The organism is Actinomadura fulvescens, assembly GCF_039533225.1.
In the GTDB taxonomy this organism is placed as follows: domain Bacteria; phylum Actinomycetota; class Actinomycetes; order Streptosporangiales; family Streptosporangiaceae; genus Spirillospora; species Spirillospora fulvescens.
The window spans coordinates 156232-170743 of the sequence record NZ_BAAATD010000012.1 but is presented as its reverse complement, the minus strand read 5'-3'; the positions used below and the strand labels follow the sequence as shown (position 1 = coordinate 170743).

12 protein-coding genes are annotated in these 14512 nt (G+C 70.0%); 6 read left to right on the top strand and 6 right to left on the bottom strand.

Features of this window, described 5'->3' with window-relative positions; all coding sequences use genetic code 11:
* Window positions 1-41: 41 nt before the first annotated feature.
* From ABD333_RS35960 to ABD333_RS35945, 4 genes are all read right to left on the bottom strand, one after another.
* Window positions 42-758 (bottom strand): ABC transporter ATP-binding protein, encoded by a 717-nt coding sequence (locus ABD333_RS35960; RefSeq protein WP_344547039.1) that lies wholly within the window; start codon window positions 756-758, stop codon window positions 42-44.
* Entirely contained in the window at window positions 751-1650 is a 900-nt protein-coding gene (locus tag ABD333_RS35955; protein ID WP_344547038.1) for an ABC transporter ATP-binding protein, read from the bottom strand. Before ABD333_RS35955 ends, ABD333_RS35960 begins: the two co-directional genes overlap by 8 nt.
* Window positions 1647-3686 carry an ABC transporter permease gene (locus ABD333_RS35950; RefSeq protein ID WP_344547037.1) on the bottom strand — a complete coding sequence of 680 codons (2040 nt, stop codon included), beginning with the start codon at window positions 3684-3686 and terminating at the stop codon, window positions 1647-1649. Before ABD333_RS35950 ends, ABD333_RS35955 begins: the two co-directional genes overlap by 4 nt.
* Window positions 3687-3751: 65 nt before the next feature.
* Window positions 3752-5074 carry an ABC transporter substrate-binding protein gene (locus ABD333_RS35945; protein ID WP_344547036.1) on the bottom strand — a complete coding sequence of 441 codons (1323 nt, stop codon included), beginning with the start codon at window positions 5072-5074 and terminating at the stop codon, window positions 3752-3754.
* A gap of 282 nt (window positions 5075-5356) precedes the next feature.
* On the opposite strand from ABD333_RS35945, the gene ABD333_RS35940 reads away from it, so the two are divergent.
* The 6 genes from ABD333_RS35940 to ABD333_RS35915 all read left to right on the top strand — a co-directional run bounded on the left by ABD333_RS35940 (window position 5357) and on the right by ABD333_RS35915 (window position 11383).
* On the top strand, window positions 5357-6646 hold the full coding sequence (locus ABD333_RS35940; protein WP_344547035.1) for an ROK family protein: 1290 nt from the start codon (window positions 5357-5359) through the stop codon (window positions 6644-6646).
* A gap of 471 nt (window positions 6647-7117) precedes the next feature.
* Window positions 7118-8173, top strand: coding sequence for a quinone oxidoreductase family protein (locus tag ABD333_RS35935; RefSeq protein ID WP_344547034.1), 1056 nt, complete (start codon window positions 7118-7120; stop codon window positions 8171-8173).
* A gap of 346 nt (window positions 8174-8519) precedes the next feature.
* A complete protein-coding gene (gene sigJ, locus ABD333_RS35930) occupies window positions 8520-9374 on the top strand; it encodes an RNA polymerase sigma factor SigJ (protein ID WP_344547033.1) in 855 nt (284 codons plus the stop codon).
* A 67-nt stretch (window positions 9375-9441) separates the two neighbouring features.
* On the top strand, window positions 9442-10605 hold the full coding sequence (locus ABD333_RS35925) for an NAD(P)/FAD-dependent oxidoreductase (RefSeq protein WP_344547032.1): 1164 nt from the start codon (window positions 9442-9444) through the stop codon (window positions 10603-10605).
* An 88-nt stretch (window positions 10606-10693) separates the two neighbouring features.
* Window positions 10694-10945 (top strand): DUF2568 domain-containing protein, encoded by a 252-nt coding sequence (locus ABD333_RS35920; RefSeq protein WP_344547031.1) that lies wholly within the window; start codon window positions 10694-10696, stop codon window positions 10943-10945.
* Between the two features lie 237 nt (window positions 10946-11182).
* Window positions 11183-11383 carry a hypothetical protein gene (locus tag ABD333_RS35915; RefSeq protein WP_344547030.1) on the top strand — a complete coding sequence of 67 codons (201 nt, stop codon included), beginning with the start codon at window positions 11183-11185 and terminating at the stop codon, window positions 11381-11383.
* Window positions 11384-11996: 613 nt separating this feature from the next.
* On the opposite strand, the gene ABD333_RS35910 is transcribed toward ABD333_RS35915, so the two are convergent.
* Window positions 11997-12428 (bottom strand): hypothetical protein, encoded by a 432-nt coding sequence (locus ABD333_RS35910; RefSeq protein ID WP_344547029.1) that lies wholly within the window; start codon window positions 12426-12428, stop codon window positions 11997-11999.
* 536 nt (window positions 12429-12964) lie between these two features.
* Window positions 12965-14386 (bottom strand): hypothetical protein, encoded by a 1422-nt coding sequence (locus tag ABD333_RS35905; RefSeq protein ID WP_344547028.1) that lies wholly within the window; start codon window positions 14384-14386, stop codon window positions 12965-12967.
* Between the last annotated feature and the right edge of the window lie 126 nt (window positions 14387-14512).

The following is a 14512-nucleotide window of genomic DNA, read 5'->3' as shown; positions in this document are numbered from 1 at the left end:
CGGGGGCGGGGGCGGGGGCGGGGGGGGGAGGGGTGCGCGGGTCAGGGGGTGGCGGCGCCGAGATATGAGGAGACGAGCACGTCGCGGTCGGCCAGCAGGTTGGCGGCGGTGTCGTGCTCGACGAGTTCGCCGTGGGCCAGTACGTAGCCGCGGTCGGCGACCTGCAGGGCGAGCTGCACTTGCTGCTCGACCAGCAGGACACCCGCACCGGACTCGTCGGCGTAGCGGCGCACGACGGGGATGAGCCGCTCGACGATGACCGGCGCGAGACCTTTGCTGAGTTCGTCGATCATCAGTACGGCCGGGCGGCGGGCCAGCGCGCGAGCCAGACCGAGCATCTGTTGTTCGCCGCCTGACAGCAGCCCGGCGCGGCGGTACCGCAGCGCCTTGAGTTCGGGGAAGTAGCCGTAGCCGGTGGCCGGGTCGAGTTTGTGCAGGCGCAGGTGTTCCTCAACGGTGAGGCCGTAGAAGATGCCGCGGCGCTCGGACATGTGCACCAGCCCGGCGCGGGCGATGTCCTGCGGCCGGTGCCCGGTCACGTCCCTCCCATTGAGCGTGACTGTGCCGGTCATTGGGGTGAGGGTCCGCGATATCGCGCGCAGGGTCGTCGATTTCCCGGCACCGTTGGGGCCCAGCAGCGCCACGACCTCCCCTGGCCCGACGGTCAGGGTCAAATCACGCACCACCGCGGCGCCGAAGTAGCCCGCCGACAGCCCGCGAATGTCCAGCGACGGCGGGGCTGGAGTCTGGTCAGTCACGGTTGACCTCCGGTGACGCGGTGTCGGATTGGGCGGTGTCGAGTCCGGGAGTGTCGGGTTCGGGAGTGTCGGGTTGTGCTGTGGTGCCCAGGTAGGCGGCGACGACGTCGTCGTTGCGCTGGATCTGCTGGGGTGTGCCTTCGGCGAGAACCCGGCCGAAGTCGAGCACGACAATGCGGTCGCAGACGGTCAGGACCAGGCTCATGTCGTGGTCGACGAGCAGGACGCCGGTGCCGGCGTCGACGACGCCGCGCAGGCGCGTGGCCAACTGGCGGCTCTCGTCGGTGTTGAGCCCCGCGGCGGGTTCGTCGAGCAGGAGGATGTCGGGCCTGCCCGCGAGCGCGCGGGCGACGTCGACGAGCTTGCGCTGGCCGGAGGGCAGGCCGTCGCAGGGCCGGTCGAGCAGATGGGTGATGCCGAGCAGGTCGGCGACCTCAGCGTCGTGGTGGGCCCGGCCCCAGAAGACCTCCTTGAGGGTCTGCCGCCAGTTGGGGGTGTAGGCGCCGACGGTGAGGTTCTCGCGTACCGTCAGGTCGTCGTAGAGATCGGCGGCCTGCCAGGAGCGGCCGAGCCCGGCGCGTGCGCGTGCGCCGGCCGACAGTCCGGCCAGGGACCGGTCGCCCAGCCGGATCTGCCCGGTGGCTTTGGTGAATCCGCAGACCGCGTCGATGAGGGTGGTCTTGCCGGCGCCGTTGGGGCCGATCAGCCCGACCAGCTCGCCGGGATCGACGGTGAGGCTGACCTGGTTCAGGGCCGTCACGCCGCCGTACCGGACGGTGAGGTCGGTGATCGACAGCGCCGACCGTGATGGGGGCGCCGTCACCGCCGTCAGCGGCGTCACCGGCGTTGCCGCAGTGGCCTCCGTGGCGGAGGTGGTGTCCGGGGTCGTCATCGCGCCACCTCCACTACGGCCGCGCTGGTGCCGGGGGCGCCAGAGCCGCTGCCGGTGCCGCCACCGGTGTGGTCGGCGCTGGTGGGTGCCGGTTCGTCCTTGAGGCGTGTTCTGCGATGGGCCAGGGCGATGCCGCCGGGGGTGGTGGTGACGGTGAGGATCAGGGAGATGCCGGCGAACAGCAGGAGGTAGTCGGCGGGCAGGCCGATGTAGTCCTCCATGATCGTGGCGGCGACGCCGCCGGACATGAGCATGCCGCCGATCACTGCGCCCTTGATCACCGAGATGCCGCCCAGATAGGCCAGGGCGATCAGGACGAGGGTGTTGACGATGCCGAAGTTGGCGGGGTCGACCGACCCGAAGTTGTAGGCGGTCAGCACGCCGACGATGCCCATGATGAACGCCGACATGACAAACGCGGTCACCTTGATGCCCGGAACGGAGATGCCTGCGGCGGCCGCGGCTCGTTCGCTGGAGCGCACCGCGAGCATGCGCTGGCCCAGGCCGCTGCGCCGCAGGTTGGCCACGGCGACGCACATCAGCGCGGTGACCGCCAGGCACACCAGGCCGAACAATGCGCTGGGCGGATGGCCGCCGCCCAGCGGGAACGATCCGGACGGCCCGAGGTTGATCCCGAAGAAGACCGGTGGTGACACCGGCGACCCCAGGCCGCTGGCGCCCCAGGAGGGGTTGTGGAATCCGAAGTTCTGCAGCGCGACCGCGGCGGCCAGGGTGAGGATCGCCAGATGTACGCCACGTACGCGCATCGCGGGCAGCACGTCCACCAGCCCGAACAGCGCCGCCGCCGCGATGCCCAGCAGCGGCGCCCACGGCAACCCGAGGCCGAGGTGGATGCCGAGCTTGGACACCACCAGGCCCGACAGGCCGGCGAAGGCGAACTGGGCGAGCGACACCTGCCCGACATAACCGGTCAGCACGACCAGCGACAGGCAGGCGATCACCGCGATGAGGGTGTTGATGAAGCCTTGCCGCAGGTCGAACGGCAGCACCAGCAGGGCGACGACGCCGATCGCCACGCCGATCGCGGTGGGCCGGGCGATGCGTTGCGGCGCTGGTGCCGGTGGGAGCCGCGGTTCGATGTGGCTGCCGCGGTCGGGCAGGCTCTTGCCGCGCCACATCAGCGCGGCGGCGATGACGACGAAGAACAGCACGTCCGGCAGGCCCGGCATCGGCAGCCCCTTGGACTTGGGGAACCACTCCAGCGTCTGCAGGTACAGCGCCACCGACTGCAGGGCCCCCATGCCCAGCCCGGCGAACGCCGCGACCGTGAACGAGGTGAACCGGGCGATCAGCGCGGCGCCCAAAGCCGGGACGACGGCCAGCGCCAGGGTGATGGGGTCGAGCTGGGTCATCGGGGCGACCAGGATGCCGACCACGCCGGCCAGAGCGCTGGCGAAGGTGGTGTTGAGCAGCGACAGCCGCCGCGGCGACAGGCCCGACATCATCGCCTCGGCCTCGTCCTCCTGCGCCGCGCGGGTGGCCAGGCCGAACCGGGTGTAGCGGTAGGCCAGAGTGAGTGCCACCCCGGCCGCCACCGCGATGGCCATGACCTCCAGCCGCACGACCGGGACGGTGCCGCCGAAGACCTGGATGCTGCCGCCGGCCAGTACCGGCGGCGCGGTCTGTCCGGTGCCGCCGAACCGCAGCACGATCAGCGCCTGGATGGTCAGCAACAGGCCGACGCTGGCGACCAGCTTGGCCAGCGGCGCGGACTTGCGCAGCCACTTGAACACCGCGACGTCGATCAGCGCGCCCAGCGCCGCCGACAGCAGCACCGCCAGCACGAACGCCGGGGCGACGCCCAGTGGACCGCCCAGGTCGGGGTAGAAGAAGGGCAGCAGCAGATGCCCTTCGCGCAGCCCGTAGAAGGTGTAGGCGCCCCACATCGCCATGGCGCCGGCGCTGACGTTGATGATGCCTGAGCCGCGGTGGGTGAGCACCAGGCTCTGGGCGAGCCCGGCATACAGCGCGCCGGGCCCCAAACCCAGCAGGATGAACAGGATCAGTTGGTCCACGTGACTCCTCCGCTCATTGTTTCCGCTCTAGGAGGCCGCTCTAGGAGGCGTCCTAGGAGGCCGTCCTAGGAGGGGAGGTTGATCCAGCCCTGGGACACATCGACCCACTTGCCGTTGCCGTCGTAGCGGTAGTAGTGCGCGGACTGCGCGCCGAGCGTGGGCATCTGCGGGTTCATGCCGAACTTGAGCTTGGGCGGCCCCATGAGCAGCGGCCCGGTGTAGGCCTTGGCCGCTTTGGAGATCTTCTCGACCGACAGCTGGTCGGGCCCGGCCGCGTGCAGAACCTTGGCGGCGGCAAGGACGGCGGAGAATCCGGCCGGTGCGTTGATGCCCAGCTCGGCTCCCTTGGGCGCGTACTTGCCCATCACCGCGCGGTAGAACGCGACGTGCCCGGTCGGGTCGGGGGCGTGGATGTTGAGCAGCGACCCGCTGAAGATCCACTTGGGTAGGTCGCCGAGTCCCTTCTTCACGGCGCCGGAGGCGCACAGCCCTGAGGCGGCGAGGGGAATCTTGATGCCGCTCTGCTCGTAGGCCTTGGCCATCGCGATGCACGCGGTCGGGGTGACCGCGATCGGCATGATGACGTCGGCGTCGCCGGCACCGACGGCGGTCATCGGGCTCATCAGGTCGGCGCTGCCGGCCGGGTAGGTGGTCAGCTTGACCGTCATGCCGCGGGCCTCGATGCCCTCCTTGATGCTCTTGGCGATCTCCTGGTTGCCGGGGTTGTCGTCGGCGATCATCGCGACCGTCTTGGCCTTGAGCTTGGTGTCCAGGAAGATCGGCGTGGAGGCCTTGCCGGCCAGCGCACTGGCGTTGAGGGCGTAGGCGTTCTTGGCCGACACGTCGGGCCCAGGGTTGGCGACGGCGATCAGGTCGGGCTTCTTGCCGGCCAGGGTGGCGTGGAACGACTGCGTGCCGACGTTCAGCCCGCCCTGCACGATCAGCTTGATCTCCTCGTTGGCCAGCATCTGCTGCCCGCATCGCTGGCCCTGGGACTCGGCGGAGACGATGTTGCAGACCTCCAGCTTCAGCGGATGCCCGCCGACCCCGCCGAGCTCGGCGTTGAGATAGCCGACCGCGGCCTGCGCGGCGACGGTGAACTCGGGATTGGACACCGGCCCGCCCTGCTGGTTGATCAACCCGAGCGTGATCGGGGAACCGGTCGCCTTGCCCGAGCCGGCGCTGCCGCTGACCGCCTTCCCCAGGACGCCATCGATCTTTGTCGGCGTAACCTCCTGCTGTCCGGCGCCAGGTCCGCTGTCATCACTCGCGCAGCCCGTCAGGCTCCCGCCGATCAAACCCGCTGCCAGGGACATCGCGACGACGCCCGATTTCTTGGGGATGCCCGGCCTTGTGATGCCCGACGCCCGCGTGGGGATGGCGCTCATACTCAGCTCCTGCTCTGCCGCGGCTACCGGGGTGAGCGGTGGCCGGCCTGGGGGTGGGTGCGTCTCGGCTGGGTCAGCGTGCATACGGCGGACCTGCGTACATGCGGTCTGGCGCGACTGCCAGGTCTGTCATGCAGGCCGAGAGGGGTGGACGAGGAGGATGGGTGCTGATCACTCGGAACCGACTCTTACGCCGGAATGAGTTGAACTTTTATCGGATTGCGAGGAAACTAAGCGCACGGCGCAAACAAGTCAACCCTTTCGAGACGAAAGGAACCGTGGTTGAAACCCCCCACGATGGCCCGCGGAGCTGTGCCGCCCCCCTCGCCGCGGCCTCAGCGACCTGCATCAGCGGACCTGGCGGCGACGCTGGTGGACCTGGTCCGCTCACACGCCCTGACCACCACCAACGACCTGTGCGACGCGACCGGCATGGGACGCACGGTCGTCGCACAGCGCATCAGCCAGCTGGTACGGACCGGGCTCCTGGCCCACCGGGGCAAAGGCCGGTCGACCGGCGGTCGCGCCCCGCGTGAGCTGCGCTTCCGGCACGAGGCGGGCACCGTTCTGGGCGTGGAGGTCGGCGTCACCAGCCTGGCCGTGGCCCTGACCGACCTCAGCGGCGAACCGCTGCAGATCGATGAACGGCCCTGGCGCAGCACCAACGGCCCAGATGCCACCTTTGACGAACTCGAGCGGATGATCGACCAGATCCTGGCCGCGATGCCCGACCGGGCACCGCTGGTGGGTATCGGGGTCGGCCTTCCCTGCCCGGTCGAGTTCAGCAGCGGCCGCCCCGTCTCGCCGCCGATACTGTCGGGCTGGGACAACTACCCGGTCCGCGAACGCCTCACCGCCCGCTTCAACGTCAGCGTCTGGGTGGACAACGAGGTCAACGCGATGGCCCTCGGCGAACTGCGCACCGGCCTTGCCCAGGGCCGCGACGACTTCATCTACGTCAAGGTCGGGACCGGGATCGGTGCCGGGCTGGTGTCGGCGGGTCGCCTGCATCGCGGCGCCCAGGGCTGCGCGGGCGACATCGCCCACCTGTGCATCGATCCGCACTCCACCCGGACCTGCCGGTGCGGCAAGGTCGGCTGCCTGCAGAGCTACGCCAGCGGGATGGCGCTGGCCCGCGAAGCGGCCGCGCTCGCCGAAAGCGGCGAAAGCCCCGAGCTGGCGCGCCGCGCCGCTGAGGGCCGGCAGCTCACCGCAGCCGACATCAGCGAAGCCGCGGCCGCAGGCGACACCGCCGGCATCGAACTGCTGGCCTCCGCCGGTCACCACCTCGGGCACGCGCTGGCCAGCCTCGTCAACGTCTTCAACCCCTCCCTGATCGTCATCGGCGGCGGCGTCTCCCTGGCCGGTGACCTGCTGCTGCCCTCCCTGCGCAAGGTCGTCTACGAACGGTCATTGCCCCTGGCCACCCGCGACCTGGCGGTCGTGATCTCGGCACACGCCGACCGCGCCGGCATGGTCGGTGCCGCACTGACCGCCGTCGATGGGCTGCTGTCGGCCGATCACCTGGAGACCTGGAGTCACCTGCTGGAACCCCAGGTGGAGGACGCATGAGCCCATCCGCGGGCGGTGCCCCGCAGCGTGGCGCCCCCTGGCGGCTGCGCGCTGGGCTCGTCGGCGCCAGGACGCGCGGCGTGCGCCCCACTCGTCGGTGCATCGGGCGGCCTGCGCCTGATCCTCGGCGGCTGTCTGTGGGCCTGGCTGCTGAAACAGTACGACGACAACCAGCGGGTCGACGCGACCCTAGGCGGCGCCTCCCTGCGGGCGGCGGTTTGAGGCCTGCGCGCACGACGTCCACGCCGTGTGCGCGGTGTCGGCGGCGTGATGCCCACATTCGATGACGGTCTGGCCGCGGCCAGGCTTGCCGCCGCCCTCCTGCGATCCGCAGCGACAGGGGAGTGGCCCGAGACCTCGCCGACTGCCGCGTTCTAAACCATCTCGCGCTTCCACATTTCCCACTCTCCCGTCCCCTGCCTGCACATATGCAAAATACAGGACACATGTCCCTAATGTCAGGAGTAGTTCATGAGCGAGATGACGGCCGTGCGTATCTACGAGCACGGTGGCCCCGAGGTACTCAAAGTCGAGCGGGTGCCGGTGCCCGCCCCCGCAGTTGGCGAGGTCCTCGTCAGAGTCCGCGCCACCTCGGTCAACTGGTGGGACGCCGGCTACCGCAAAGGCATCGTCCAGCCCCGCCCGGGCGTGCCGGCGCTGCCGCTGCCCTTCCAGCTCGGCCGCGAGGCCGCCGGTGAGGTCGCCGCGATCGGCGACAACGTTGAGCACTTCGCCGTCGGTGACCGCGTCGTGGTGATGACTTGCCCGGCCTGCGGCCGCTGCGCCTCCTGCCGCCGTGGTGACGACAACCTGTGCCAGGACACCGAACTACCCGGCCACCAGCGCTTCGGCGGCTACGCCGAGTACGTCACCGCCCCGCAGCACGGCTTGCTGCAGGCGCCCGACGGCGTCGACTTCGAGACGCTGGCCTGCGTGCTGTGGTCCTACGGCACCGTTCTGCACATGGTCAACGCCCGCGCCAGAGTCCAGCCCGGTGACATCGTCCTGGTCACCGGAGCATCCGGCGGCATGGGCACCGCCGCGCTCCAACTGTCCAAACTGGCCGGAGCCCGGCAGATCATCGCCCTCACCGGCTCCCCCGGCAAACGTGACGCGCTTCTGGCCGCTGGCGCCGACATCGCGCTTAACTACAAAGACACCGACATCCTCGACAAGATCCGCACGCATACCGGCGGCGCCGGAGTCGATGTGGTCCTCGACAACGTCGGCGGCCCCATGGTCGCTCTGGCGATCAAAGCCGCCAGACTCGGTGGCCGGATCGTGCTGGCCGCGGTGATGGGCGGCCGGACCGCCGAAATCCACATCGGTGAGATCTTCGCCAAGCACCTCGACATCCTGGGCACCCGCGCCTCCACCCGCCGCGAGCAAGAACTCGTCCTGCAGTTCGCGGCCGGCAGGAAGATCGCCCCCGTCATCGGTGCGCGCTACCCGTTGACCGAAGCCGAGGCGGCACATAGAGCTCTGGACGCCGGCGAACACATCGGCAAGATCGTCCTCGTGCCCTGAATCCATCGCCTCCGGCCCCGCAGCTGATTCGGTCGAACGGTGAATTCCAACGCTGGCCACATCGCCTGGTCCTGCTCCGCAGGCCGATATCCCCGCCGTCCACCGCGTTACCGGCTCGGCGGGATGGGGGCGCGCTGGTCGGGTCCAGGCGCCCTGCCCGCCGACCCGGTGGCGGCCGATCGTGCAGGTCGCCGCTCTGCCCGAAGGAGCTGACGCCGAGGTGGGTGGCGCGGACACGGCGGACTCCCGCGGAAAGGCCAGCGTATGCGGGTGCCCGTCCGGGACTGAGTATTCGGTGATCGAAAAGGGTCATCCGGGTACGCGGAGTGCCGATAATGTCGTCGGCATGAGCGAGGCCGGGGAGTTCGGCGACCATCGCGGCCATCTGTGGGGCGTCGCGTACAGGATCCTCGGGACCGTCTCCGAGGCCGACGACGCGGTCCAGGAGGCGTGGCTGCGCTGGCGGGGGGTCGACCGGGAAGACGTCGACGACGCCCGTGCATACCTCACGACGATCGTGAGCCGGGTCTGCTACGACATGCTCTCCTCGGCGCGTTCGGCCCGGGAGTCCTACATCGGCGAGTGGCTCCCGGAGCCGGTGGTCCAGGAGCCGGGGCCGGAGGAACGGGCGACCATGGACGAGTCGGTCGGGCTCGCCCTCCTCGCCGTCATGGAACGGCTCTCGCCGGCCGAACGGACCTCGCTGGTCCTGCACGACGTCTTCGCGCTCACGTTCGAGGAGATCGCGGAGATCGTCGGCCGGACGCCCGGCGCGGTGCGGCAGCTCGCGTCGAAGGCCCGGCGGCGCGTGCAGGAGTACGCGCCGCGCCGTACGCTCGACCGTTCCGTGCAGGTGAAGGTGGTGGAGGCGTTCGCCACCGCCGCGACCACCGGTGATCTGCCGGCGCTGGTCTCGGTGCTCGACCCGGACGTGGTGTGGCGCGCGGACGGCGGCGGCGTGGTCACCGCGGCGCTCGTGCCCGTCCGCGGCGCCGGCAGGGTCGCCGCGCTCGTGCTGGGCATGGTCGAACGGTGGTTCGACGGGATGTCGGCGGAGTTCCGTGAGGTCAACGGCGCGCCCGGGGTCGTGATCCGCAACGCGGCCGGTGCCGTCGACAGCGTGCTGGGCTTCACCGTCTCCGACGGCCGGGTGACCGAGGTGGACGTCATCCGCAACCCCGACAAGCTCCGCCATTTGTGACGCACCTCACGCAGACACTTCGCCGCGCGGACCGGTCCTCCTTGTGACGACCGATCAGGAGGCGGACATGGACATCGTGGTCATCGGGGCCGGGTACGCGGGCATGACGACGGCACTGCGGCTCGACCGGCGGCATCGGGTCACCCTGATCAGCGCTGACGCGCACTTCACCCAGCGCATCAGGCTGCACGAGCTGGTGGCCGGGCGGCAGAGCGTGACGGTCCCGCTGGCCGAGCTGACCCGCGGCACCGGGATCACCACGGTCACCGCGCGGGTGACCGCCCTCGACCCTGCGACGAAGATCGTACGGACGGCCGACGGGCGCGAGTTCGGCTACGACACGCTGGTGTACGCCCTGGGCAGCCGCACCGATCTGAGCGTGCCCGGCGTGGCCGAACACGCGAGCACGGTCGAGCAGGCCGGGGAGTTGCGCGCGCGGCTGGCGTCCGGAAGCGGTGATGTGGCCGTCGTCGGCGGCGGGCTGACCGGCATCGAGCTGGCGACCGAGATCGCCGAGACGTACCCGGCATGGCGCGTCCGCCTGGTCAGCGGCACCGAACCCGGCGCCACCCTCTCCGCCAGGGCGCGCGCGCACATCGAGGAGGCGCTGACCAGGTTCGGCATCACCGCGCTCAACGGCGCCCGGGTCGAGGCCGTCCAGCCGGGCCTGCTGCGCACCGGCCGTGGGGAGGTCACCGCCGACGTGATCGTTTGGGCGGGCTCGTTCGCCGTGCCCCCGCTGGCCGCGAAGGCCGGGCTGGCCGTGGACGCCCGCGGCCGGATGCTGGTGGACGGCACGCTGCGGTCGGTGTCGCATCCCGACGTGTACGCCGTCGGCGACGCGGCGGCGGTCGACATCCCCGGCGCGGACGTCTCCCGCATGTCCTGCGCGGTCGGCATGCCGATCGCCGCGCACGCCGCCGACGTCATCAACGCCCGCGCCCGGGGCCGTACGGCCGAGGACTTCCGGTTCCGGTACTTCATCCAGTGCATCAGCCTGGGACGCCGCGACGGCGTCATCCAGGCCGTCCGATCCGACGACTCTCCCATCGAACTGATCCTGCCCGGCCGGCTCGGCGCTTTGGTCAAGGAACTGGTCTGCCGCTTCACCGTCGCGTCCCTGCGACTCGAACGCCGCTTCCCCGGCAGCTACGTGTGGCCGAAGGGCTCCAGGAAGTCCCGGGAAGCCGTCGTCACGCGCGTCGCCCGCCGGGAAGGATCCTCCCGATGATCGCCGGAGGGCTCTTCCTCAACCCCGCGATGCTGCTCCTGCGCTTCGCCTTCGAACTTCTCGCCCTGGCCGGGTACGCGCTCTGGGCATGGCGCAAGACTCCCGGCCACTGGCGCATCCTGACCGCCGTCGCGCCCCCGGCGACGAGTCACGCTCCGGCGAGACCGACGTCGACACCCCCGGCCCCGTGCGGCTCGTCCTCGAACTCGCCGTCTTCGGAGGCGGAGCGGCGGCCTTCTTCGCGGCCGGGTTCCGCCGCACGGCGATCACGTTCCTGGTCGCCCTCGCGGTCTACCACCTGGCCGCGTACGACCGCATCTGGTGGCTCCTCCACCACTGACCTCGACCGCGCGGCGATCGCTCTCCCTCCAGAGGCAGCTGACGGCGCAGCCCGCCTGTCCCGCGCTGGGAACGGATGCCACGGCTGGTGTCCATCTGCGGCCCTTGTGGGTCGGGGAGGCGTCGCTGGCTCCGCAGCCATCATCCGATTCGGCGAGGAAGCCGACTTGGCCAATTTCGGTGTCACCGACCACCAGGCGCGGGTTATGGCCCTCGGGCAGATCGACGCCGCGCCTTCGTGCCGGAGGAGGACACGCTGCTCCAAATCGAAACGGGCAGTTGGGAGCTACTCGGCCTCGTCACTGCGGACCCGCACCAGCTGATCGTGCAGGGGAGCCTCGAACCTGTTGAAATTCCCCTGGCCAGCGCGATGAACGTCGTGAAGGGGGCGCTCGCGCAGCTGGGCGCTGCACGGCCGGCCTCTGGAGGAGGAACCTAGCAACCCCAGAACCATCCCGGGTCGTCGAGCCTTGAGCGGGAAGGTCCGGCCGCCTCTCCACTCGCCCGGCCTAGCGGCTGGGCGCGCCCTCACCCGCGAGCGTTCATTCTGCGGTCATCGGCTCGGCCGACTGGCGGACGGCGGCGAAGTCTTTCCAGCTGTTGGTGATGGCCATGCCCGCACGCTACTCGCGACCACCGACGAGCGATCCTTAGCGTGAAACCTCGGGCGGATAGTCCCAGCGCCCCCTGGAGGCAGCGCGCACTCGCCTGGCTAACTTGGAGGGCGACGAACTCGCGGCCGGCCGCGCCATACGACGCCGCCCGCCACCACCTCCGCGCCCGTGCCAGCACCGGCCCCGGCGGCAGCGGGAGCCGAGCAGCAGATCCGCGCAGCCTACGCGCGGCTTGCCAGCCGCCCCAGAAGCGGGTCACGCTAAACCGCCCGGCAAGGGCGTAGCTCGGCGTATGGGTTCGTCGACCCGGTGACGTGCCGATGAAGCTGCGTTGGGACTCCTTGCGGGCGGCCGGTGTCGGACGTGTTCGCGTCGTGCGGGACGAGGGGCCACCGCCGGTTCGGTGATCCCTCGCCCCGTCGAATGCTCAGCCGTTCATCAGCGGCACTTGAGTCTGCGTTTCGGGCTGTCCTTGGGGGTGCCGGCCGGCCACGTCACCATGTGGACCCGGTAGGTGTAGGTAGAGCCCTTCTTGCATCCCCTGCTCAGGGACGCGGCTCCGCTGCCCCACCACCCCTCGGTATCGAGTTGCTGCCACCCGTACCAGCGCTTGCGCTGGAGCACCCCCGTGTATTTCGTTGAACGCTTGCAGCCGGATGACCAGGCGGTGGCGTTCACTGTGCGACCACTGATGTACGGGGGATTGGCTCCCCATTTGCACCTGGCTGCGGCTGTGGTGGAAGTGCTGGCATCGGCCGATGCCTTGGCAGGCCCCTCGGCGGAGGTGGCTGCGGCGGCCGCCGTCCCGCCGGTCAGGGCGACACCGCCGAGAACGGCCGCCGAGACGGCGACCGTGATGAGCTTCCTCATGTGATGACTCCGTTCTGGTTGATCGGATACGTACACGAGTCCACTACCGGGGCGTCATGGCGCCGTCCTAGGGCTGTCTCGGTGTCGTGACACCCACGCCCGTCAACCGACCCCCACCGGCTGGAAGGCGACGCCAGGAAGTGAGGGTCTCCTCGGCCCACGCGCACGACCCGTAGGGCAGCTGCCAACAGCGGCGCGTGCGCGTTCAGCGGCGCGCCGCTGTGGACCGGCAGTGGCGACCACTGCTCGACCGCATGCGAGCAGGCAGACAAGGGCTGAGGGTGGAACGCGCGGAGGTGGACGGGTATCCGTGAAACTCGTACTCTTCGATGCTCGTTCGCCATCCGCCCGGGCCGCTGCTGCGAGGACTGGGCAACCGGCCCAGTCCCATCGAGCGGCCGAGCCGGCGGATCGACCGGGCGACAGCAAGGTGCGCAGCCCCGGTCATGCTGTGCAGCGCCTCGATCGGCCGGACCGTCTGCACCAGCGGCGCCCCTGGTGGAGAAGGACCGGTGGGACAGGCCGCCATTGGAGCTTCACAGGTGCGGCCAGAGGTGGGCGAACTCCTGCTCGATGTCGTTGAGGGTGCGCGGTGCGTTGACCATCTGCTCGATCAGGGCGTAACGGCGGCGCCTGACCCAGCCGCCGACCAGGCTGCTGGCTACGGCCGCACCGGGGATGAGCGCTCCGATCATCGGCGAGCCGATACTGACCAGGTCTTTGGCCGCTCCCACCATCTGGTCCCGGGTCGTGCGGCCCTCGGCCAGCTCGCTCTCGAACCGGACGCCATAGGCCGACAGCTCCTGGCAGGCGCGGACGACGTCGGCCCGCTTGCCTTCGGCGATGGCGGCGTCGACGCGCGCGCAGTACTCGCGGAACCTGCGGGCCTGGCGGCTGTCTCTCGTCTCCAGAGTGATCTCCAGGACCTCGCCGGGCCGGCTGGCGCGGCCGAGCACGTACTTCAGGACGAGCGGGATCCGGACTTTGAACGCCTCGTAGCCGAGCATCCGGTTGATCTGGTGGTCGCCCTCGGCCTCGGCGTCGCCGACCAGCACCGCAACCCGTTCGGCGAACCCGGAGGACCTCCGGGGCTTGACCAACTCGGTGCGGAGCGCGTCCGCGCTATACGGACAGCCGAGCATGTCGGCCAGGAGTGAATACACCTGCGTGCGGTAGATCAGTTGCGCGGCGAACCGTTCAGGCGACTCGCCGGGCGACGTTACCTCCGTCCGGCTCCGTGTGAGAAGCAGGGTCGCGAAATTGCGGGGATAGTAATTGCGGTCGCGGGCGATCGCGTACATCTTGTGCGGGGACTGGACTGCCACGCGGGGGGTCAGGCGCTCGAGGGCGGCGAAGACCCGGTCTGGATCCAGCGGCAGGTCCAGAAGGACACTGACCGTGTCGACTTGGCTCTGGCCATTGAACGCGTTGATCTGCCCCTGGCCGCGGACGGCGGCCATGGAGGTCGCCCGGGCGAGTCCGAGCAGGGCGAGTACCTCGGGCCAGGCCATCTTCTCCGTGGCGACCTCGATGACGCCCGCGGCGTCTCCCAGTATCCGGGAGTAGGACCCTCTGGACACGCCGCCCGGCCCCACCTCCCGCGTGTACGAATTGGTGCCGGCTTCCGGGCCCGTCAGCACCTGTTCGTAGAGGACGAAGGCGTTCACCAGTTCCGCGACCGCGAGCATCATGAGCCGTGGCCGCGCAGGTTGCCCCTCGCCCGACGGTTGCGCGCCCGCGCTTTCGAAGTAGCACAGGGCGTGGTCGATCGTGGCGTTGTCGAGCAGAATGCTGGAGATTTTGGGGCGGTTTCCGCCGTTGGCGTCCACGCGCTGAACGACGGCTCTAGCTAGATCGGGGATCTCGAACAACGCCCGAGCGCCCCTCTCATTGAACCTGTTGCGCTCATGGTCTTGCCGGGGGTCATAAGCGTCGGCACCTGTCACGTCTTCCAGCATGCGGGTCGCGGCGGCGCTGCACACGGCAAACCTCCAGAGCCACCTGCACTGTTACAGAGCCAGCCCCGGGCCACTACCAAGGACACCGAACCGTCGCGACCACGCGCCGCAGACGCTGGTGGATAT